Source organism: Streptomyces flaveolus (assembly GCF_014648815.1).
In the GTDB taxonomy this organism is placed as follows: Bacteria; Actinomycetota; Actinomycetes; order Streptomycetales; family Streptomycetaceae; genus Streptomyces; species Streptomyces flaveolus.
Genome location: NZ_BMRV01000002.1, coordinates 384,252 through 402,083, shown reverse-complemented (window position 1 = coordinate 402,083; position 17,832 = coordinate 384,252). Strand labels below are relative to the sequence as shown.

Here is a 17,832-nt window from a genome sequence, read left to right as displayed (position 1 = left end):
GTAAGTTCCCCTTGAGGTACAGAAACGCTGTTCTCCGGTCACAGACGCGTGGTTACAGTGCTCACGTAGTCACGCAGTGAAGTCGTCCGGGTGGGCCGCAGTGATGCCGGCCGGCCCGGGGGCATGGGGAGACGGGGAGCCGCGCGTGCCAACTGCCATTGCCGTGACCAGTGCCGACATGGCGCTGCCGCCGCAGGACGAACGGACCATGCCCGCGGTGGTGCTCCAGGACGTCGACCAGCGTCCCCTGGAGCAGGCGCTGGGCGAGTTGCAGGCGCTGGTCGAGCAGCACGGGCACGTGATCGTGGTGTGCTCGCAGGGCGTCTCCCCGGGGGTGGAGCGACGGCTGCACACCGTCCGGTCCCTGCTGGAGACCGACCGGATCGCCCTGTTCCGGCCGGCCCTGCCGCCGCTCGGGCTCGCCGTGCTGGCCCGCCAGTTACGGCAGCTGGCCTCCTGCGACCTCAGCCCCGGCGTCCTCGCCTCGGCCGGCCGGCTGCTCACCCACTACATCCACGCCGGCGCGCTGCTCGGCTCCGTCGCCCGCCTCGACCACGTCCCCGTGGGTCTGAAGTCGCACGCCAAGTCATGGGTGCCGGGCAGCCAGTTCGGCGTCGTCGCGCACCCCGAGCCGCAGCTGGTGCGGATCGGCCCGGACGCGGCCCTGGCCGGACCCGAGTTCGGGACCTGGATGCTCCTCGCCAAGGGGCAGCTCGCGTCCGACTGGGTCACCGGCACCCTGGCCCCCTCCTGGAAGGTCCAAGGGCTGCGCGAGACCCCGCTCCCGGCGGAGTCCCCCGGCTGGTGGGGGACCGGCAGGCTCACCGAGTTCTGCGCGTACCTGCCCGACCTGTCGGTCCTCTACCAGCTCGTCACCTCCGTACGGCAGAGCACCTGCCACTGGTGCGGCATCGACGTCATCGGCGACCGCTGCGTCTTCTGCTCCGCGACACCACCCGCCGACGGCGGCCACCCCGCTCCCGGCCCCCGCCGCGAGCTCCAACGGGGCAGACGCGCGCTCACCGGGTAGGCCCGAACCGTCCATCGTCCCGCCCTCCGATCCGGCTCAACCGATTCCCCCAATGAGGTTGCACGGCCCATGAACTCCCGTCAGCGCCGCGGCATCATCCTGCTGATCCTGTCGGTCCTCTGCGCCCTGGGCGCCTTCGCCGGCGTGCTGTCCGTCATCAACGACGCCAAGTCCAAGGTCGGCCCCGAGGTCACCGCGTACCAGGTCAAGAAGAACGTGGCGCCCTACACGTCCCTCAGCGCGGACCAGTTCGAGAAGATCGAGATGCCCGAGCGCTGGCTGTCGGACAACGCGGTCACGGACCTCTCCGGGATCCGCGGCAAGATCGCCGTGACGACGCTGAAGGCGGGCTCCTTGCTGCAGAGCGACATGATCGTCGACCAGCCCGCCCTCCAGCCGGGGCAGCAGGAGGTCGCCATCATGATCGACGCGGCGACCGGCGTCGCCGGCAAGATCACGCCGGGCGCCACCGTGAACGTGTACGCCACCTTCGAGGGAGAGCGCGAGGGCGCCCCCGACCTGTCCAAGATCATCGTGACGAACGCCAAGGTCATCGACGTCGGCGAACTCACCTCGCTCCAGCCCGGCGACAAGAGCAACGACCGCCGGCCCACCGACGCGGTCCCCATCACCTTCGCCCTGTCCACCATCGACGCCCAGCGCATCACCTACGCCGAGTCGTTCGCCCAGCGGGTCCGGCTCGCGCTCGTGGCGCCGGGCGGCGACACCACGGTCCCGGACCAGGACCGTACGTACGAACTCGCGAAGGACAAGTGAGAGGCCCGCATGCCCACGAGGATCCTCCCGGCAGTCGGCGACGCGGACGCCGTACGGTCCATCACGACCCTGCTCAGCCAGCTCCCGGACGCCGAACCGGTCGCCCCGGTGACCGACTCCACCCAGCTCGTCGACACCCTCGCCCGGCTGGCCGCCGAGTCGGTCGACGAACTGCCCGAGGTCGTCGTGGTGCACGAGCGGATCGGCCCGGTCCCGGCGCTGGAGCTGATCCGCGAGGTCGCCCTGCGCTTCCCGGCCGTCGGCGTCATCCTCGTCACCTCCGACGCGAGCCCCGGCCTCTTCCAGGCCGCCATGGACTACGGCGCCCGCGGCCTGGTCGCCCTGCCGCTCAGCTACGAGGAACTCGCCAGCCGCGTCCAGGCGGTGGCCCAGTGGTCGGTGGGCGTACGCCGGCACCTCGGCAGCGGCGGCGACGTGTTCACCGGCGTCGGCGGCACCGTCGTCACGGTCAGCGGCGCCAAGGGCGGGGTCGGAGCGACCCTGACCGCCATCCAGCTGGCGCTCGCCGCACAGGCGTCGGGGCGCGCCACCGCCCTGGTCGACATGGACCTCCAGGCCGGCGACATCGCGTCCTACCTGGACGTCCAGTTCCGCCGGTCCGTGGTCGACCTGGCCGCCATCAACGACATCTCGCCGCGCGTCCTGGCCGACGCCGTCTTCCGCCACGACACCGGCCTCGCCCTGCTGCTCGCCCCCGGCGAGGGCGAACGCGGCGAGGAGGTCACCGACCGCGCCGCACGCCAGGTCGTCAGCGCCCTGCGCTCCCGCTACGAGGTCGTCGTGATCGACTGCGGCGCCCAGCTCGGCGGGGCCGGTGCGGCGGCCGTGGAGATGGCCGACAAGGCGCTGCTGGTCACCACCCCGGACGTGATCGCCGTCCGGGGCGCCAAGCGGGCGGTGCGGATGTGGGACCGGCTGCAGATCCGCAAGGCGGAGGAGACGACCGTGGTCGTCAACCGGCACACGCGCGCCACGGAGATCCAGCCCCCGCTGGTCCGCAGGATCACCGGCACGGCGGTCGCCGCCACCACCGTCCCCGCGGGCTTCAAGGAACTCCAGGGCGCCGTCGACTCCGGGCGCATCCACGAACTCGACAGCCGGAGCACCGTGAAGCAGGCCCTGTGGGCTCTCGCGGGCGAGCTGGGGCTCGCCAAGGCGGCCGGGGGCGACCGGAAGGGCGGCCGGTTCCGCAGCGACCGGGGGTCGGTGAGCTTCCGGCGCCGGAAGGACGGTGGGGGATGAGGACCTACGGCTTACCCCTGCGGCGGGCGGGGAACGGGGACCGCTACGGCGACCGCGGCCAGGTCACCGTCGAGTTCCTCGGCATGACACCGACGATCATCGTCACGCTGGTGGTGCTGTGGCAGCTCGTCCTCGTGGGATACACGTTCACCCTCGCGGGTAATGCTGCGGACGAGGCGGTACGGGCGGCGACGGCGGCCGGTCCGGGGGCGCGGCAGGGAGCCTGCCAGGACGCCGGCCGGGACAAGCTGCCGGGGGCCTGGGAGGGGGGCGCCGGTGTGGACTGCGGCACCGCGAACGGGTACGTCACGGCCGACGTGCGGCTCGAGGTCCCCATCCTCTTCCCGGGGGTCGTCGGCTTCCCCTACACCGTGCACGGGCACGCGGGCGCCGTCGAGGAAGAGGAGGACGACTGAGATGCCGTACTCCCACCGGCGCGGACGGGACGCCGACCGCGGCCAGGTCGCCATCGAGTACCTCGGCTTCCTCCCGATCCTGATCATCGTCGCCATGGCCGCCGTACAACTGGGCCTCATCGCGTACACCGCCCAGCAGGCCGGCACCGCGGCCCGCGCCGGGGCCCGGGGGGCCTCGCTCCAGGAGAGCGCCCAGGAGGCCTGCCACACGGCGGTCAGCGACTGGCTGGCCGACGGCACGGACTGCCCGCCCTCGTACGGCGGGGACGAGGTGACGGTCACCGCCTCCGTCGACATCCCCTCCATCGTCCCGGGCTGGGACTTCGGGGACGCGACCAGGACGGCGACCATGCCGCTCGACCACCGAGCGGACGAGTGACCGCGTGAACGAGGAGCAAGGAGCACCGGACGCATGAGCCTGCGCGCACGCATCCACTCGCCCGAGGAGCACGGCAGCCGGGGCGAGGACGGACACCTCGTCGCCTCCTACCGGGCCAAGCTCCTGGAGGAGATCGACCTCGCGGAGATGAGCTCGCTCGCCATGGCCGAGCGCCGGGCCCGGCTGGAGCGCGTCCTCGGGCACATCATCAGTCGCGAGGGCCCGGTCCTGTCCACGGTCGAGCGCTCCCAGCTGATCCGCCGGGTCGTGGACGAGGCCCTCGGCCTCGGCATCCTCGAACCCCTGCTGGAGGACGCCTCGATCACGGAGATCATGGTCAACGGACCGGACTCGATCTTCGTCGAGCGCGGCGGCCGCGTGGAACAGCTCCCGCTCCGCTTCGCCTCCAACGACCAGCTGATGCAGACCATCGAGCGGATCGTGTCCACCGTCAACCGCCGTGTGGACGAGTCGAATCCGATGGTCGACGCCCGCCTCCCCTCCGGCGAGCGCGTCAACGTCATCATCCCGCCGCTGTCCCTGACCGGCGCCACGCTCACCATCCGCCGCTTCCCGCGCTCCTTCACCCTCCAGGAACTGATCGGCCTCGGCTCGCTCGACGAGCACATGCTGTACCTGCTGGCCGGACTGGTGCAGGCCCGCTTCAACATCATCGTCTCGGGCGCCACGGGCACCGGGAAGACGACCCTCCTCAACGCGCTGTCCGGCCTGATCCCCGAGACCGAACGCATCATCACCATCGAGGACTCCGCCGAACTCCAGCTCCAGCAGGCCCACGTGATCCGCCTGGAGTCGCGCCCGCCCAACGTCGAGGGCAAGGGCCGCGTCACCATCCGCGACCTGGTCCGCAACTCGCTGCGCATGCGCCCCGACCGCATCGTCGTCGGTGAGGTCCGCGGCGGCGAGTCCCTGGACATGCTCCAGGCCATGTCCACCGGCCACGACGGCTCGCTCGCCACCGTCCACGCCAACAGCGCCGAGGACGCCCTGATGCGGCTCCAGACCCTCGCCTCCATGTCGGACGTCGAGATCCCCTTCGTGGCGCTGCACGACCAGATCAACAGCTCCGTCGACGTCATCGTGCAGCTCACCCGGTTCGCCGACGGCGCCCGCCGCATCACCGAGATCGCCCTGCTGGCCAGCCACGGCGGCGAGCCCTACCGCCTGGCCACGGTCGCCCGGTTCAACGCCCAGCCGATGACCGCCGACGGCCGCATCTACGGCGCCTTCGAGTACTACCCCCTCCCGCGCCGCACCGCCGAGCGCCTCTACATGGCGAGCCAGCCCATTCCGCAGGCCTTCGGCGTGGCCCACTCCGCAGAACAGCTCGCCACCCGAGAAGCCAGGTAGGACCGCCCGATGGAACTGCACACGCTCGTCACGCTCACCACCGGCATCACGCTGCTGACCTGCGCCCTGGCGGTCATGGGCCTGCACTCCTACGCCGCCGGAAAGGCCCAGCGCGAAGCCCTGGTCGACCGCCTCTCCGCCACCGGGCAGCTCCCCTCCGCCGGCCGCAGGCGCCGCTTCCGCACCCTGGACCGCCGCCTGCGCCGCACGCGGCTCGGCAGGAAACTGGAACTGCGCCTGGCGGCGACCGGCCTGGACATCACCCCCGGCGAGTTCTTCGCCTACATGCTCGCCACCGTCGCGGGCCTGTGGCTGGTCGGCCAGGCCGCCCTGGCACCGTTCTTCGGCCCGCTCGCCGGCCTGCTGGGCATCTGGGCGGCGATGCAGTTCCTCACCTGGCAACGCCAGAAGCGCATCGAGAAGTTCATCAACCAGCTCCCCGAACTCGCCCGCATCCTCGCCAACGCCACCCAGGCCGGCCTCGCCCTGCGCACCGCCATCGGCATGGCGGCGGAGGAGCTGGAGGCCCCGGCCGGCGAGGAACTCGGCAAGGTGGCCGACCAGCTGGCCATCGGCTCCTCGATGGACGACGCCCTCGGCGAACTCGCCGAACGCCTCCCCTCCCGCGAGCTCGTCGTCCTGGTCACCACCCTCGTCCTGTCCAACCGGGCGGGCGGCCAGGTGGTCAGCGCGCTGCGCAACCTCACGGAGACCCTGGAGGAACGCAAGGAGACCCGGCGCGAGGTCCGCACCCAGCTGTCCCAGGTCAGCATGACGTCGTACGCCGTACCGGTGCTCGGCGTCGGCTCGTTGTTCCTGATGAACGGGGTGAAGGACGGCGCCCTGGAGCGGATGACGGGCTCCCCGGTCGGCCAGGTCGCGGTGATCACCGCCTTCGGCCTCTACGCCGTCGGCTTCGTCCTCATCCGCCGCCTGTCCCGCATCGACGTCTGAGGAAGGAGGAGCCATGGGACTGCTGCTCGCACTGGTCATGGGCCTGAGCGTCTGGGGCGCGTTCGCCGGGATCCGCATGTATCGCGCCGACGCCAAGCTCCCCGGCGACCTCGCCCTCGCGCTGGAGGTCGGCTCCACCCGCACCGGCGCCGTCGACTCCCTGGTCGACCGCCTCGGCATGCGCTACGCCCCCGCCGTGCTGCGCCTCATGGGCCCGGCCCTGGTCGCCAGGTACCGCCGCCGCATCGACCTGGCGGGCAACCCCGGCGGCCTGACCATCGACCGTTACGCCGCCCGCCGCGCCGTCTACGGCTTCCTGGGCGCCGTCGGCTTCCTGGTCTTCCTGCTGCGCGGCCAGTACCTCGTCGCGCTGCTGCTGCTGGCCTTCGGGGCGTTCTGGACGGAGGTCGGCATCTGGTCGGCGATCCGCATCCGCAAGGACGTCATCGAGCGCACGCTCCCCGACTTCCTCGACGTCCTGGCGGTCGTGGTCAGCGCCGGCCTCGGCTTCCGCCAGGCCCTGGACCGCGTCGCGATGCGCTACGAGGGTCCCTGGGCCGACGAACTGCGCATCACCCTGCGCCAGATGGACCTCGGCATGAGCCGACGCCAGGCCTTCGCGGAACTGCGCCGGCGCAACGACTCCGAACAGGTGGCGATGTTCGTGACGGCACTCCAGCAGGGCGAGGAGCTGGGCGCCCCCATCGTGGACACCCTGGTGTCCCTCGCCAAGGACATGCGCCGCACGGACGCCCAGAACGCCCGCCGCAAGGCCGCCCGCGCCGTCCCCAAGGCCACGATGATGATCACCACGTTCATGGTCCCGGCCACGATGATCCTGCTCGGCGCCGGGCTGATCCTCGGCTCGGGCACGGACTTCGGCACGATCACGGGCGAGTAGGGGAGGACGGACGGCATGGCCACGACCAACCCGCCGGCGAGGGACCTGACGGCACACCAGCCGGGCGACAGGCCCACCCGCACGCGGCGCCGCCACCGCCCGCCGCGGCCGGCTCCGCCGGTCACCGCCCCACCCGCGGACGCGGCTCCGCCGGCCGGCACCGCCCGCGAGGCCGCACCGAGCGTCCCGGCGACCCCCGTACTGCCGCCGGGCTGGGAACCGCTGGAGTCGCCGACGGCGCCGCCGCCGGGACGGGAAACGGCGGAAGCACCGCCTGAGACGCCATCGGCACCCGACCGGCCGGCGGCCGGCACCGACGCACGCCCGGACGCCCGGGACGCGACGCGGGGTCCGCTCCCCGCGCCCGGCACCGAGGAGACGCCGCAGGCCCCCGCGCTCACCCTCCAGGTGAACGCCCTCCAGGCCCTGTGCCGCCAGGTCTTCGGCTTCCGGCTGGCCATGATCGCGCTGGCCGCCCCCGCCGCCCTGCTCAACGCCAGCCCGGGCCTGGGCGCCCGTCTGGTCGGCGCCGCCGTGGTCGTCACCTTCATGGTCTCGTACGTCCTCGTCCGCGACTGGGAACGCTTCGGCCCCCTCCTCCTGCGCCACCCCACGCTCCTGGCGGTGGACACGCTCTTCGGCTCCCTGCTCCTGATCTCCGCCGGCCCCGACACGACCCTCGCCTACGTCAGCGTCTGCACCCCGCTCCTCGCCGGACTCGTCTACGGCTGGCGCGGCGCTGCCGTCTTCGCGTCGCTCCAGTCGCTGATCCTGCTGCTGGTCCACGCGACGCTGAACCCGCACCCGGGCGTGGCGGAGGCCTCGCTCCTGCCGGGCCTGTGCGTCATCGCCGGGGCGGCGGGCTCCAGCCTGCGCGGGCTGCTGCTGCGCTTCGGCTCCGCCACCGAGGCCCTGACCGCGGTCCGGGCCCGACTGGCGGTCGCCGAGGCGGTGAGCGCCGAACGCGCCCGTCTCGCCCGCGAACTGCACGACTCCGTCGCCAAGACCCTGCACGGCGTCGCCCTGGCGGCCGACGCCCTGGCCGCCACGGCGGGCAGCGACCGCATGGACCCGGCGCAGGCCAGACGCCAGGCAGAACTGGTGGCCCGCTCGGCCCGCAGAGCCGCGGCCGAGTCCCGCGAACTCCTGACCGACCTGCGCCGCGAGACGGACCCGGCGCACGGCACGGACCTCGCGGCGGAACTGGCCGAAAGGGTCCGGGACTTCACGGCCCGCACCGGCGTGCCCGCCATCTGCCACCATCCCGCGCCCGACGCGCCGGTCCCCCCGGTGCCCCCGGCGGTGGCCCGCCAGCTTCTCACGATCGTCTCCGAGGCCCTGGAGAACGCCCACCGTCACGCCGCACCCGCCCACGTCCACGTCCGCACGGCCGTGCGGGGCGACCTCCTGCGCATCAGCGTGCACGACGACGGCACTGGCCTCCCTCCGGGCACCGACCTCGAACGCCTGCGCGGCTCCGGTCACTTCGGCCTGGTCGGCATGGTCGAGCGGGCCGCCTCGGTGGGTGCCCGCATCCGCATCGGACGGGGCGGCCACGCGCGGGGCACGGAGGTCCGCGTGGACCTGCCCCTGGCCGCCCTGGCGCCCGCACCCGGCGCGAGCACGAGCCCGCCCGCATGAGCACGGCGTACCCGACGACCCCCCATGTCAGGAGAGGAGCACCTCCGATGCCGGACGACGAGACGAACCGGAACGGCCACCGACTCCACCCCTTCCCGCCGCCCGCGCCCGCCGCCGCCCTACGGGTCGTCGTGGCCGACGACAACCCGGTCGTCCGCGCCGGTCTCACCGCGCTGCTCTCCGGCCGCCCGGACATCACGGTCGTCGCCGAGGCCGCCGACGGCCGCCAGGCATGCGAGGCCGCACAGCAGCACTGCCCCGACGTGATCCTCCTCGACGTCCGCATGCCCGGCGTGGACGGCATCTCCGCCCTGCCGTACCTGGTCGGCATCGCCCCGGTGCTGATGCTGACGTACAGCGGGGAGTCGGAGATCGTCCGGGAGGCCCTGCGGCGCGGTGCGGGGGGCTACCTGGTCCACGGCGAGTTCACCGCGGACCAGTTGGTGGCGGCGGTACGGGACGTGCGGCAGGGCAGGGCCCACTTCACCCCGACGGCGGCGGACGCGCTGCTGGCCCAGCTGCGGGAGCAGGGTCGGGGGAGTGCGAGTGCACATGTCTCGGGCAGGCCCAACTCGCCTGCGCATCCACCCAATAGACGTACATCTGTACAGACTCTTTCGCAACTGCAACCGAATGTGGGACAGTCGTCGTCTGGTACTCCCGACAGGTCGCGGTTCCAACTGAGCACGAGGGAGGTGGAGATCATGGACCACATCGCATCCGGCATGACCAACCAGCAGATCGCCGCCACGTGCTTCATCAGCGAGAAGACGGTCAAGAACCACATCAACCGGATCTTCGCCAAGCTCCACAGCACGAACCGCTCCGAGGCCACCGCCAAGTGGCTGGGCCTGGGGTGAGCGCGATGAGCCGACCCTCGGTACGCAATTGGGCCCGCGATTGGGTCCTGGGGCCCTCGGAGGGGCGGACGGTCCCGCCGTACGTTCCGGACGACGAGCGCGGCACCGGCCACCCTGGAGGACAACACCATGAGCAACTGGCTGCACACCACCGTCACCCACCTGAAGTCCCGCGCCGCGCGGAACGACAAGGGACAGACGGCGGTGGAGTACCTGGGGATCATCGCGGTGGTGGTGGCGATCGTGCTGGCGATCACGGGGACGGACATCGGGCAGACGATTTACAACGCGATCAGGGACAAGATCACCGAAGTTACCGGTGGCTGACGCGCGGTCGTAACGGCGGCGACGAGGGGCAGGCTTTCCCCATCTACATCACGGTGGTGGGAGGTCTGCTCTTTCTCGCGTTCGCATACTTCGCGGTCGGCCAGGCCGCAGCAACTCGCAATGAGGCTCAGACAGCTGCTGATGCCGCCGCTCTTGCGGCGGCGTTGGAGACGCGGGATGCCCTTGCGGGCCAGTGGCTGCAGAATGTTGAGAAGCCTGATGTCTGGCAGGAGATCTTCGACGGCAACACGCCAGTCGGCAACGGGTGCTGGCGCGCATACCAACTAGCGGCACGCAATGACGCAAGCGTGGACTGCACCCTGGTGGGGCCGCTGTCCTACAGGGTCGTGGCCGAGACCAATGAGACTGTCGGGGACACCATCGTGCCGGGTACGGAGGGCCAGAGAGCGACAGAGTCTGCCACTGCCGTCATCGAGCCCCGTTGCTCGTTTGAGCTACCTGTTGAGGACCCCGGCGATGACACGCTGCCCAAGCTCGCCTGCGAGGGGGGCCAGGACTGGGATCTCGAACCGGAAGATGTCTCGGAGTTGCCGAAGCCCGAGGATCTGTTCGATGTTCACCTGGCCGACTGACATGCGAACGACGAGGACGAAGGAAGCGGAATCATGAGTATTCGGTTCACACTCAAGGACAGCAGGGGAGCGGTCGCATTGACAATCGCGATCGGGCTGGCCTTCGGCGTGGTGGGTTGTGGGGGCGCAGATGAGGACAACAAGCCCAGCCCCTCCGCGTCTGCCTCTAAGGCCAGTGGGTCACAACCGAGCGCTCAGGAAAGCCAGTCGGACGAGCCCCTCGCCGAGTTGAGGGGTCCCGCGGGTCTATTTCTCAAGATTACCGCCGCACAGCGTGATTCAGGTGGTTTCGTCACTGTGAGCGGTGACCTGAAGAACGACGGCAGTAAGACCGTCAACGTGCCTGCGCAATTGAGCGGCAATGAGACCGAGATCATCCGCAATGGCAGCTCGCTCGGCGGAGCCACCTTGGTCGACTCGAAAGGAAAGAAGCGGTACTACGTACTGAGGGACACGGAGGGCCGACCGCTTACTACCAGCAATCTTCCTGCTCTGAAGGCGGGGGAGTCACTTCCGGTCTTCATGCAGTTCCCCGCACCCCCAGCCACCGCGACCGAGGTGACGTTCCAGCTCCCCATGTTCTCGGCTGCCGGCATCGAGATCTCCGGGTGAGGCCCACCATGACCCCGTACCCCCGCCTCACCCTGGCCCTCAGCACCGCCACCCTCCTGCTCGCGACGAACCTCTACGGCGCCACCGCCCACGCCGACGACGACCCCGTCGACCCCCCAGGCACCGAAGCCTCCGCCTCCGCCCCGGTGGACGTCGACCCCAACGACCCCGACCTCAAGCTCCCGGACGGGGCCACGCTCGCGCAGGCCAAGGTGTTGGACATCAAGTCGGTCGTCGAAGACCAGAGCGGTGACGAACGCCGCGAGGACACCAACACCAACGTGACCTTCGCGCTCCAGGCCGAGGTGCTGTTCGGCAAGGACAGCGCCAAGCTCGGCGGCGAGGCGAAGTCCCGTGTCGCGGGGATCGCCGAGGAGATCAAGAACCAGAACGCCAACAAGATCCGCGTCTTCGGCTTCACCGACAACCTCGGCTCCTCCGCCCACGGCGACGTCCTGTCCAAGCAGCGCGCCAACGCCGTACAGGAACTCCTCGCCCAGACCCTGAACGACGCCGGCATCACCTACGAGGTCCGCGGCTACGGCGAGGACTACCCCATCGCCGACAACTCGATGGAGGCGGGCCGCAAGAAGAACCGCCGGGTCGAGGTCTCCTTCCCGCGCACCTCGTGAAGCCCGCCCCTACCCCTCCACCGCCTCCACCCGCACCCCGGCCCGCACCCCCCACCCGGCCATCGCCCCCGCCTCCGCCTCCAGTACATGCCGGGCGCGGAGGCGCGGCAGGCCCAGGCGGCCCGGGGGCATGGTGCGTACGGCGATGACCGTGAGACGCCGGTCCAGGTAGGCCACGTCGATCGGGAAGCGCATCCGGAACGTGTGCACGCTGTTGGCCGGCGACAGCAGCAGCGCCCCGTCGATCGAGTCGCGGCCCAGCAGCCCCTTGGTGCGGGCCCGGTAGGACGCGGCGATCTCCAGCGGCACGGTGACCGCGTTCCCGTCCGGTCCGCCTTCCACGACCAGGCGCCCCCGCCCGTCCCGCCAGCGTCGCCCCATGCCGACTCCCTCCCCGCGCCACGCCCCGACGGCTTGCCGGACCGCGAAATGTCGTTGTCCCGCGCCCCGCGCCAAGTGTAGGAAGGGCCCATGACCGCACTCGGCGTCGTGTTCCGCCCCCAGCTCGCCCCCGAACGGCTGCGTGCCGTGTCACGCGTCGCGGAGGAGGCCGGGCTGGAGGAGCTGTGGCTGTGGGAGGACTGCTTCCTCGAGGGAGGGATCTCCACGGCCGCCGCCGCCCTCGCCTGGACCGAGCGGCTCCGGGTCGGCGTCGGACTGCTGCCCGTGCCCTTGCGCAACGTGGCCGTCACCGCCATGGAGGCCGCCACCCTGCACCGCATGTTCCCCGGCCGCCCGATCCTCGGCGTCGGACACGGCGTCCAGGACTGGATGGGCCAGGTCGGGGCGCGGGCCGAGTCGCCCGTCACCCTCCTGCGGGAGTACCTGCTCGCCCTGCGGGCCCTGCTGCGCGGGGAGCGGGTGACGACCGGGGGACGGTACGTCCGGCTCGACGACGTCGCCCTCGACTGGCCGCCCGCCCAGGCGCCCGAGGTGCTCGCCGGGGTCACCGGGCCCCGTTCGCTGCGGCTCGCCGGGGAGGCCGCCGACGGGACGATCCTCACCGCGTCCAACCCGCCCGACGCCGTGCGGCAGGCCCGTCGGCTCATCGACGAGGGTCGGACGGCGGCCGGGCGGACGGAGCCGCACAGGGTGGTCGTGTATCTCCTCGCGGCCACCGGACCCGGCTCCACCGAGCGGCTGCGGGCCGAACAGCGGGCCGAAGGCCTCGGAGCCGTGCCGGACCTGGGCGTCGCCGGCGACGCCGACGACGTGGCCAAGGCCGTCCGGCGGCTGGCCGAGGCCGGCGCCGACACCGTCGTCCTCCAGCCGACGGGCGACGAGCCCGACCCCGAGGGCTTCGTCCGGTTCGCCGCCGAGCAGGTCCGGCCCCTGGTGGACTGACGCCCCAGCCGTCGACCACCACCAGTACTCCCGCGAAGACCACAGACACAGATCGGATCGACCGTCCCATGGCCCCCGCCTCCTCCCGCTCCTTCGACGACCTCGTGGCCGAAGGCGACGCCGTCCCCACCGAAGGGTGGGACTTCTCCTGGTTCGAGGGGCGGGCGACCGAGGAACGGCCGTCCTGGGGATACGCGCGCTCGATGGGCGGGCGGCTGGCCGGGGCCACCGCCGTGCTGGACGTGCAGACCGGCGGCGGCGAGGTCCTGGACATCGCCCTCGGTGTCGCCGCCCCGCACCGGCCCCCGCTCGTCGTCGCCACCGAGGGATGGGCGCCGAACGTCGCCAAGGCCACCGAACTGCTCCGCCCGCGCGGCGTCCCGGTGGTCGCCTCGCCCGACGACGCGCCGTTCCCGTTCGGGGACGGGGTCTTCGACCTCGTCGTCAGCCGGCATCCCGTCCGGCCGCACTGGGACGAGATCGCGCGCGTGCTGCTGCCCGGCGGCACGTACTTCGCCCAGCACGTCGGCCCCGCGAGCGTCTTCGAGCTCATCGAGTTCTTCCTCGGCCCCCTGCCCGAGGAGAACCACCACCACCGCCACCCCGACCGTGAGCGTGCCGACGCGGAGGCCGCCGGGCTGGAGATCGTCGACGTGCGGGCGGAGCGGCTGCGGATGGAGTTCCACGACATCGGCGCCGTCGTCCACTTCCTGCGCAAGGTCGTGTGGATGGTCCCCGGCTTCACCGTCGAGGAGTACCGGCCCCGCCTCCGCGAACTGCACGACCGCATCGAGGCCGAGGGGCCCTTCGTGGCCCACAGCGCACGCCACCTCTTCGAGGCCCGCAAACCGAGCCCGTAGGCCGGGGACGGGCACCGGGGCTCAGGCGTGGGGGCCCACCGTCACCTCGCCCACCACCAGCTCCGCCTCGGCCTCCAGCACGTCCCCGACCCGGGCCGCCTGCGCCGCCGGCTCCCGCTGCTGCCGCGCCGTCGGACGCCCCAGCGGTTCCACCGTCACCGTGGTGCGCCGCCCCCGGCGCCGCTGGTGCCAGGCGCCCGCCACCACTCCGTCCACCAGCGGCACGGGGAAGTTGCCCGCCTGGCCGCCCGCCGGCGCCCGCTCGGAGGCGGCCCCGGGGAACAGCAGCTCGCGCGGCTGCGCGGCGATCGCGTACGGACCACGTCGGCGACCGGTGTGCCCGTTCGGGCGGACATGGCCAGGAACTGTCGTTCGAGCCGCCGTGCGCTCGCCGCGGCCCAGGTGATATCGCGGTCTTCGTCATGAAGGGACGTGAGCACCCCACTGGGTCGGAAACTGTCCGCAAAGGCCGAGATACGCGCCCGGTCGGGTGGAATGTTCCGGGCGTAAGCGACCTACCTTCGCAAATGTCCGTGCTCCGGAGGGAGCGTGCGGAATCGTCCCGCGATCCTCACAGGGTTTCCACATCGTTATCCACCGGCGCCCCGCACGGGTCGAAACCGTCCGCCGTGATCACGTAAATTCGAAGCAGGTAATTCGCGTGAGCAAAGCTGCGCGTGTGGCACCGCGCAGTGGAGGGGGCTGCGCGGTGCCCGGTCAAGCGGGCGTTCGCCGGTGGTGTCACCCGGTGGAGGGATGCGGGGGCGCTTCGCCGTACCGGACCTGGCGCGCATTCGAGCCTCCGTGTCGCCACTCCTGTCACCCGTTTCCCTGTGAATTCCGTGTGAGTGGCCGCGTTTTGGCCATGATTCAGGGCGGAATAGGCGATTCCGTGAGCACCCGGGCGTCGCCGGACGATTCCGGAGAGTAGTTGTGGCACGCCGATGCACGCAGCATCACTTACGAAGGGTTATGGTGGAAACCCCCCCTCGGGCCGGTCCGTCTCCCCCCCCACGGACCGGCCCGTTTTTTCTGCCCTCGGCGCCGCCCGGTCCCAGGGGCCCGCACCCCGACCCGCCCGAGTGCCCTCGTGGGGCGCCCGTCATGAGGAGTTCACCGGTGCGTCGTCCTGCGTCGTTGCATGGCGGAGCTCGTTCGAGGGCATAAGGCAAGCAGGTCGACGCCCGAACCACGGGCATCGGATCTCAGCGGACGGCACAGAGCCGTACGCCCGGGAGGCCCTTTGCACCAGCCCTACCGTGCGGTCACGGCGCGGAAGAAGCGGCGGAGGGCCGGTTCGCGGTCCGCGCCCGTGCAGGGCGGCCGACGACCGGCCGGCTCGCTCCCGCCCTCCCGGCCCAGCATCCACTCCGTCGCTCCCCGACCTCTTCCGAGGGGGTACGTCCTTCCGTGGTGACCAGCACAAAGCGCCACAAGCCAGATCGGCGCACCTACGTTCTCGACACCAGCGTCCTGCTGGCCGACCCCAACGCCCTGAACCGCTTCGACGAGCACGAGGTCGTGCTCCCGATCGTCGTGGTGACGGAGCTGGAGGCCAAGCGGCACCATCCCGAACTCGGCTACTTCGCCCGGCAGGCCCTGCGCCTGCTCGACGAGTTCCGCGTGCGGCACGGTCGCCTCGACGCCCCCATCCCGATCGGGGATCTCGGCGGCACCGTGCGTGTCGAGCTCAACCACTCGGACCCCAGCGTGCTGCCCACCGGCTACCGCCTGGGGGACAACGACTCCCGCATCCTCGCGGTCGCCCGCAATCTGCAGGCCGAGGGGTTCGACGTCACCGTCGTGTCGAAGGACCTCCCGCTCAGGATCAAGGCGTCCTCCGTCGGCCTGCTCGCCGAGGAGTACCGCGCCGAGCTCGCCATCACGGACGCCTCCGGCTGGACCGGCATGTCCGAACTCACCCTGCCGGGTGAACAGGTGGACGTGCTCTTCGAGGAGGGCCGGGTCTACGTCCCCGAGGCCGCCGAGCTGCCCGTCCACACGGGGCTGACCATCCAGTCGGAGCGCGGCAAGGCGCTCGGCCGCGTCACGCCCGACGGCAGCGTCCGGCTGGTGCGCGGCGACCGGGAGGCGTTCGGCATCAAGGGCCGCAGCGCCGAGCAGCGGATCGCGCTCGACCTGCTGCTCGACCCGGACGTCGGCATCGTGTCCATGGGCGGCCGGGCCGGCACCGGCAAGTCGGCGCTGGCTCTGTGCGCGGGACTGGAGGCCGTGCTCGAACGCCGGCAGCACCAGAAGGTGATGGTCTTCCGTCCGCTGTACGCGGTCGGCGGGCAGGAGCTCGGCTATCTGCCCGGCTCCGAGGCGGAGAAGATGAGCCCCTGGGCGCAGGCCGTCTTCGACACGCTGTCGGCGGTCACCAGCCGTGAGGTCATCGAGGAGGTCACCGCCCGCGGCATGCTGGAGGTCCTGCCGCTCACCCACATCCGCGGCCGCTCGCTGCACGACGCGTTCGTGATCGTGGACGAGGCCCAGTCGCTGGAGCGGAACGTCCTGCTGACCGTCCTGTCCCGGATCGGCGCCAACTCGCGGGTCGTGCTGACCCACGACGTGGCGCAGCGGGACAACCTGCGGGTGGGGCGGTACGACGGAGTGGTCGCCGTCGTCGAGAAGCTGAAGGGCCATCCGCTCTTCGCCCACGTCACGCTGACGCGGTCCGAGAGGTCCCAGATCGCGGCGCTAGTGACCGAAATGCTGGAGGACGGGCACATCTGAGAACTGCGACCCGACAAGGGTCTGTTGCCCCGACGGTCGACGCCGTCCGGAAAGGCCAAGAGCCTAGCCGGGCGGCGTCGTCGCGCGTGGAGGTTTCTCGAAATCCCCAGGCCCAAACGGGATGTGAGCTTTCACACGCAACACAGAATTGCCTCACCCCGTCGGGTTACGGCAGAGTCTCATTCCTGTCAGGCCCCGCATACGACACATCTGTACCCCCAGCGGTACGGCACCACAGAAGCACCAGGCCAACTCCATAGCAGCGTCGTATGCCGCCCGAGCACCACGCGGCGCTCCCGTCGAGGGAGTTGTCCACCGGGCCCGTGCCTCCCGTGACCCGTAGTTGGGGAGGCCAGTGCCAGGGGCACGATTGCGTCCGCGAGGGTCACCGAAGCGGGCGATGCTGGAAGGAAACCGTGTGAGCCGGATCTCGGTCCGGGGATTCGCAGTGGCCTCGGCCACGGCGGTCACCGCAGTCGGAAGCGTCGTCGGCGTTGCCTCGGGCAGCACCGCGCAGAACCACGACGCGGAGGCGACGGCAGCAGGCACGACGCTGCTCGCGGACATCCCCATGGGCGAGCAGGCGCAGGTGCAGACCGCGTCCCTGACGCAGCAGGCCGACGTACAGGCCATCGCCGCGGACGCGAGCGCCAAGAAGGACGCCGAGGAGGCGGCCCGCAAGGCAGCCGCCGAAACCGCCGTCGCCAAGCAGGAGAAGGCGAAGAAGGCGGCCGAGGAGGCCAAGAAGCGCGAGGCGGAGCAGGAAGCCGCCAGCCGCGACGCCGAGCGCGAGTCCACGACCTTCGCCGTCCAGAGCTCCTACAGCGTCAGCCAGATCCAGGCGATGGCACGGCAGATGGTGCCCAGCGGCCAGTGGCAGTGCTTCAGCAACATCGTGGACCACGAGTCCAGCTGGAACTACCAGGCCGTCAACGCGTCCTCGGGCGCCTACGGCCTCTTCCAGGCCCTGCCCGGGTCCAAGATGTCCTCGGTGGGCTCCGACTGGCAGACGAACCCGGCCACCCAGATCAAGTGGGGCCTCAACTACATGGACAGCCGCTACGGCAGCCCGTGCGACGCCTGGGCGTTCTGGCAGAACAACCACTGGTACTGAGCCGGCCCGGCACGGACCACCG

19 protein-coding genes and 1 pseudogene are annotated in these 17,832 nt (G+C 71.4%); 18 read left to right on the top strand and 2 right to left on the bottom strand.

The genetic code is table 11. The features are described from left to right. The first annotated feature begins 103 nt into the window (after positions 1 to 103). From IEZ05_RS05735 to IEZ05_RS05670, 14 genes are all read left to right on the top strand, one after another. Positions 104 to 1,030, top strand: coding sequence for a hypothetical protein (locus IEZ05_RS05735; protein WP_189228899.1), 927 nt, complete (start codon positions 104 to 106; stop codon positions 1,028 to 1,030). A 69-nt stretch (positions 1,031 to 1,099) separates the two neighbouring features. Then, positions 1,100 to 1,807, top strand: a complete 708-nt coding sequence (cpaB, locus tag IEZ05_RS05730; RefSeq protein ID WP_189228898.1) for a Flp pilus assembly protein CpaB — start codon at positions 1,100 to 1,102, stop codon at positions 1,805 to 1,807. 9 nt (positions 1,808 to 1,816) lie between these two features. Then, the gene (locus IEZ05_RS05725) at positions 1,817 to 3,070 is read left to right on the top strand and encodes an AAA family ATPase (protein WP_189228897.1); all 1,254 of its coding nucleotides are present in this window, start codon (positions 1,817 to 1,819) and stop codon (positions 3,068 to 3,070) included. Further along, a complete protein-coding gene (locus IEZ05_RS05720; RefSeq protein WP_189228896.1) occupies positions 3,067 to 3,486 on the top strand; it encodes a pilus assembly protein in 420 nt (139 codons plus the stop codon). The genes IEZ05_RS05725 and IEZ05_RS05720 overlap by 4 nt, the downstream gene beginning before the upstream one ends. A 1-nt stretch (position 3,487) precedes the next feature. After that, the gene (locus IEZ05_RS05715; protein ID WP_189228895.1) at positions 3,488 to 3,865 is read left to right on the top strand and encodes a TadE/TadG family type IV pilus assembly protein; all 378 of its coding nucleotides are present in this window, start codon (positions 3,488 to 3,490) and stop codon (positions 3,863 to 3,865) included. 33 nt (positions 3,866 to 3,898) lie between these two features. Further along, on the top strand, positions 3,899 to 5,236 hold the full coding sequence (locus tag IEZ05_RS05710; RefSeq protein WP_189228894.1) for a CpaF family protein: 1,338 nt from the start codon (positions 3,899 to 3,901) through the stop codon (positions 5,234 to 5,236). Positions 5,237 to 5,245: 9 nt separating this feature from the next. Continuing rightward, the gene (locus IEZ05_RS05705; RefSeq protein ID WP_189228893.1) at positions 5,246 to 6,190 is read left to right on the top strand and encodes a type II secretion system F family protein; all 945 of its coding nucleotides are present in this window, start codon (positions 5,246 to 5,248) and stop codon (positions 6,188 to 6,190) included. A 13-nt stretch (positions 6,191 to 6,203) separates the two neighbouring features. Further along, complete coding sequence (locus IEZ05_RS05700) at positions 6,204 to 7,091, top strand: DUF5936 domain-containing protein (RefSeq protein ID WP_189228892.1); 888 nt, start codon at positions 6,204 to 6,206, stop codon at positions 7,089 to 7,091. A gap of 15 nt (positions 7,092 to 7,106) precedes the next feature. After that, the gene (locus IEZ05_RS05695; protein ID WP_189228891.1) at positions 7,107 to 8,732 is read left to right on the top strand and encodes a histidine kinase; all 1,626 of its coding nucleotides are present in this window, start codon (positions 7,107 to 7,109) and stop codon (positions 8,730 to 8,732) included. A 47-nt stretch (positions 8,733 to 8,779) separates the two neighbouring features. Next, positions 8,780 to 9,592, top strand: coding sequence for a response regulator (locus tag IEZ05_RS05690; RefSeq protein ID WP_189228890.1), 813 nt, complete (start codon positions 8,780 to 8,782; stop codon positions 9,590 to 9,592). A 129-nt stretch (positions 9,593 to 9,721) separates the two neighbouring features. Then, a complete protein-coding gene (locus IEZ05_RS05685; RefSeq protein ID WP_189228889.1) occupies positions 9,722 to 9,919 on the top strand; it encodes a Flp family type IVb pilin in 198 nt (65 codons plus the stop codon). Beyond that, complete coding sequence (locus tag IEZ05_RS05680) at positions 9,916 to 10,512, top strand: pilus assembly protein TadG-related protein (protein WP_189229216.1); 597 nt, start codon at positions 9,916 to 9,918, stop codon at positions 10,510 to 10,512. The genes IEZ05_RS05685 and IEZ05_RS05680 overlap by 4 nt, the downstream gene beginning before the upstream one ends. 33 nt (positions 10,513 to 10,545) lie before the next feature. Beyond that, on the top strand, positions 10,546 to 11,124 hold the full coding sequence (locus IEZ05_RS05675) for a hypothetical protein (protein WP_189228888.1): 579 nt from the start codon (positions 10,546 to 10,548) through the stop codon (positions 11,122 to 11,124). A gap of 8 nt (positions 11,125 to 11,132) precedes the next feature. Further along, positions 11,133 to 11,756 carry an OmpA family protein gene (locus tag IEZ05_RS05670; protein WP_189228887.1) on the top strand — a complete coding sequence of 208 codons (624 nt, stop codon included), beginning with the start codon at positions 11,133 to 11,135 and terminating at the stop codon, positions 11,754 to 11,756. Positions 11,757 to 11,765: 9 nt separating this feature from the next. Here the strand turns inward: IEZ05_RS05670 and IEZ05_RS05665 are convergent, their stop codons facing one another. Further along, the gene (locus IEZ05_RS05665; RefSeq protein ID WP_189228886.1) at positions 11,766 to 12,137 is read right to left on the bottom strand and encodes a DUF192 domain-containing protein; all 372 of its coding nucleotides are present in this window, start codon (positions 12,135 to 12,137) and stop codon (positions 11,766 to 11,768) included. Positions 12,138 to 12,227: 90 nt separating this feature from the next. Here IEZ05_RS05665 and IEZ05_RS05660 point away from each other — a divergent pair, with 90 nt between their 5' ends. Both IEZ05_RS05660 and IEZ05_RS05655 read left to right on the top strand, forming a co-directional pair. Further along, on the top strand, positions 12,228 to 13,100 hold the full coding sequence (locus tag IEZ05_RS05660) for an LLM class flavin-dependent oxidoreductase (protein WP_189228885.1): 873 nt from the start codon (positions 12,228 to 12,230) through the stop codon (positions 13,098 to 13,100). A 68-nt stretch (positions 13,101 to 13,168) separates the two neighbouring features. Further along, complete coding sequence (locus tag IEZ05_RS05655; RefSeq protein WP_189228884.1) at positions 13,169 to 13,960, top strand: class I SAM-dependent methyltransferase; 792 nt, start codon at positions 13,169 to 13,171, stop codon at positions 13,958 to 13,960. Between the two features lie 21 nt (positions 13,961 to 13,981). Here the strand turns inward: IEZ05_RS05655 and IEZ05_RS05650 are convergent. After that, positions 13,982 to 14,275: pseudogene (locus IEZ05_RS05650) on the bottom strand (DNA glycosylase AlkZ-like family protein); the annotation flags it as partial. 1,095 nt (positions 14,276 to 15,370) lie between these two features. On the opposite strand from IEZ05_RS05650, the gene IEZ05_RS05645 reads away from it, so the two are divergent. Then, the gene (locus IEZ05_RS05645) at positions 15,371 to 16,696 is read left to right on the top strand and encodes a PhoH family protein (protein ID WP_176153973.1); all 1,326 of its coding nucleotides are present in this window, start codon (positions 15,371 to 15,373) and stop codon (positions 16,694 to 16,696) included. A gap of 418 nt (positions 16,697 to 17,114) precedes the next feature. Then, positions 17,115 to 17,810: an aggregation-promoting factor C-terminal-like domain-containing protein gene (locus IEZ05_RS05640; RefSeq protein WP_189228883.1), complete on the top strand. Its 696-nt coding sequence runs from the start codon at positions 17,115 to 17,117 to the stop codon at positions 17,808 to 17,810. Positions 17,811 to 17,832 lie beyond the last annotated feature (22 nt).

Excerpts from the sequence above, each read along its gene's own strand:
- IEZ05_RS05675 (WP_189228888.1), top strand. The coding sequence starts at position 10,546 with ATGAGTATTCGGTTCACACTCAAGGACAGCAGGGGAGCGGTCGCATTG.
- IEZ05_RS05655 (WP_189228884.1), top strand. The coding sequence starts at position 13,169 with ATGGCCCCCGCCTCCTCCCGCTCCTTCGACGACCTCGTGGCCGAAGGC.
- IEZ05_RS05705 (WP_189228893.1), top strand. The coding sequence starts at position 5,246 with ATGGAACTGCACACGCTCGTCACGCTCACCACCGGCATCACGCTGCTG.
- IEZ05_RS05665 (WP_189228886.1), bottom strand. The coding sequence starts at position 12,137 with ATGGGGCGACGCTGGCGGGACGGGCGGGGGCGCCTGGTCGTGGAAGGC.
- IEZ05_RS05735 (WP_189228899.1), top strand. The coding sequence starts at position 104 with ATGCCGGCCGGCCCGGGGGCATGGGGAGACGGGGAGCCGCGCGTGCCA.
- IEZ05_RS05660 (WP_189228885.1), top strand. The coding sequence starts at position 12,228 with ATGACCGCACTCGGCGTCGTGTTCCGCCCCCAGCTCGCCCCCGAACGG.
- IEZ05_RS05685 (WP_189228889.1), top strand. The coding sequence starts at position 9,722 with ATGAGCAACTGGCTGCACACCACCGTCACCCACCTGAAGTCCCGCGCC.
- IEZ05_RS05725 (WP_189228897.1), top strand. The coding sequence starts at position 1,817 with ATGCCCACGAGGATCCTCCCGGCAGTCGGCGACGCGGACGCCGTACGG.
- IEZ05_RS05690 (WP_189228890.1), top strand. The coding sequence starts at position 8,780 with ATGCCGGACGACGAGACGAACCGGAACGGCCACCGACTCCACCCCTTC.
- IEZ05_RS05695 (WP_189228891.1), top strand. The coding sequence starts at position 7,107 with ATGGCCACGACCAACCCGCCGGCGAGGGACCTGACGGCACACCAGCCG.
- IEZ05_RS05715 (WP_189228895.1), top strand. The coding sequence starts at position 3,488 with ATGCCGTACTCCCACCGGCGCGGACGGGACGCCGACCGCGGCCAGGTC.
- IEZ05_RS05700 (WP_189228892.1), top strand. The coding sequence starts at position 6,204 with ATGGGACTGCTGCTCGCACTGGTCATGGGCCTGAGCGTCTGGGGCGCG.
- IEZ05_RS05710 (WP_189228894.1), top strand. The coding sequence starts at position 3,899 with ATGAGCCTGCGCGCACGCATCCACTCGCCCGAGGAGCACGGCAGCCGG.
- IEZ05_RS05720 (WP_189228896.1), top strand. The coding sequence starts at position 3,067 with ATGAGGACCTACGGCTTACCCCTGCGGCGGGCGGGGAACGGGGACCGC.
- cpaB (WP_189228898.1), top strand. The coding sequence starts at position 1,100 with ATGAACTCCCGTCAGCGCCGCGGCATCATCCTGCTGATCCTGTCGGTC.
- IEZ05_RS05670 (WP_189228887.1), top strand. The coding sequence starts at position 11,133 with ATGACCCCGTACCCCCGCCTCACCCTGGCCCTCAGCACCGCCACCCTC.